The organism is Klebsiella sp. EMBS2024, from assembly GCF_036233805.1.
GTDB classification, from domain to species: domain Bacteria; phylum Pseudomonadota; class Gammaproteobacteria; order Enterobacterales; family Enterobacteriaceae; genus Klebsiella; species Klebsiella pneumoniae.
This window is the reverse complement of record NZ_JAZARW010000001.1, coordinates 1,326,964-1,328,289: the sequence shown is the minus strand read 5'-3', so window position 1 is coordinate 1,328,289 and position 1,326 is coordinate 1,326,964. Positions and strand designations below refer to the sequence as shown.

The 1,326-nt window shown below is 61.4% G+C and carries 2 protein-coding genes; one reads left to right on the top strand and one right to left on the bottom strand.

Going from position 1 to position 1,326, the window contains the following annotated elements; genetic code table 11:
• The first annotated feature begins 31 nt into the window (after positions 1 to 31).
• Positions 32 to 478, top strand: a complete 447-nt coding sequence (locus tag VZP09_RS05985) for a DUF441 domain-containing protein (protein ID WP_002901080.1) — start codon at positions 32 to 34, stop codon at positions 476 to 478.
• Here VZP09_RS05985 and VZP09_RS05980 read toward each other — a convergent pair.
• Entirely contained in the window at positions 462 to 1,256 is a 795-nt protein-coding gene (locus VZP09_RS05980) for an AraC family transcriptional regulator (protein ID WP_004140469.1), read from the bottom strand. The genes VZP09_RS05985 and VZP09_RS05980 overlap by 17 nt on opposite strands.
• Positions 1,257 to 1,326 lie beyond the last annotated feature (70 nt).

The window sequence follows — 1,326 nt, the reverse complement described above, 5'->3', positions numbered from 1 at the left end:
GGCATTCTTATTTTGGCAAGGACCTCTGTACATGTTTGATACCACCCTGTTGATCCTGCTGGGTCTGGCGGCGCTCGGCTTTATCAGTCATAACACCACCGTGGCGATCTCCATCCTCGTGCTGATTATCGTGCGCGTCACGCCGCTGAACGCCTTCTTTCCCTGGGTTGAGAAACAGGGACTGACCGTCGGGATCATTATTCTGACCATCGGCGTGATGGCGCCTATCGCCAGCGGCACGCTGCCGCCCTCGACGCTGATCCACTCCTTTATGAACTGGAAATCGCTGCTGGCGATTGCGGTCGGGGTGTTTGTTTCGTGGCTCGGCGGGCGCGGCGTCTCCCTGATGGGCTCCCAGCCGCATCTGGTGGCCGGGCTGCTGGTCGGTACAGTACTCGGCGTCGCCCTGTTTCGCGGCGTCCCGGTCGGGCCGCTGATTGCCGCCGGGATCATCTCATTGTTTATTGGGAAGTCGTAGCCAGGCTACCGTGATAGCGGCCCGGTGTCTGCCCGAGCCCTTTTTTAAACATGGTGATGAAGGCGGTGGTGGAATCGTAGCCCAGCGCCTGAGCCGTCTGCTGCACCGTCTGCCCGCGGATCAGCAGCTGCAGCGCGAGGATCAGCTGCAGCTGATGGCGCCAGCGGCGAAAGCTCAGCCCCGTTTCGCGCACTACCAGGCGGGCCAGATTCCGCTCGCTCATCGCAAACACCGCCGCCCACTGGCTCAGGGTCTGCCAGCGCGCCGGATCCTCGGCCATCATCGTCACCATTTGACGAATTTTCGGGTGGTTTGATACCGGCAGCTGCAGGTGTTCCTGCGGCTGGCGGGGCAGCTCATCAAACAGAACCTGCACCAGCCGGGCCGTGGCGGGGGCGGCCAGCGACTCTCCGCCGCGCTCCGCCAGAGTAAGGATCAGCTCTCGCACCAGCGGGGAAATCTTTAACGTACAGCAGCGATCCGGCATCGGCGCGGCGCCCGGCTCGATGAACAGGAAGCATACCTGGGCGCCGGGGGTAGCGCGGTTACTGTGGGACAGCTGCCCCGGAACCCACACCGCATACTGCGGCGGCACCATCCACATTGCGTTCTCCACCTCGCAGGTCAAGGCGCCGTGCAGGGCAAGGATCAGCTGCCCCTTACGGTGGGAATGCGCCGGAATATACTGCTCCGCCTCCACCACCCGGATACGAAAGGCAATGGCCGATTCGTGGCCACTGTCCGGTTCATAGCCATCCAGCCCCAGTCCAATCATCATATTGTCCGATATTAGCGATAATCTGTCATTTTAGCTTGATTTAAACGAGGGACAAAGCCGCTATCGTAAC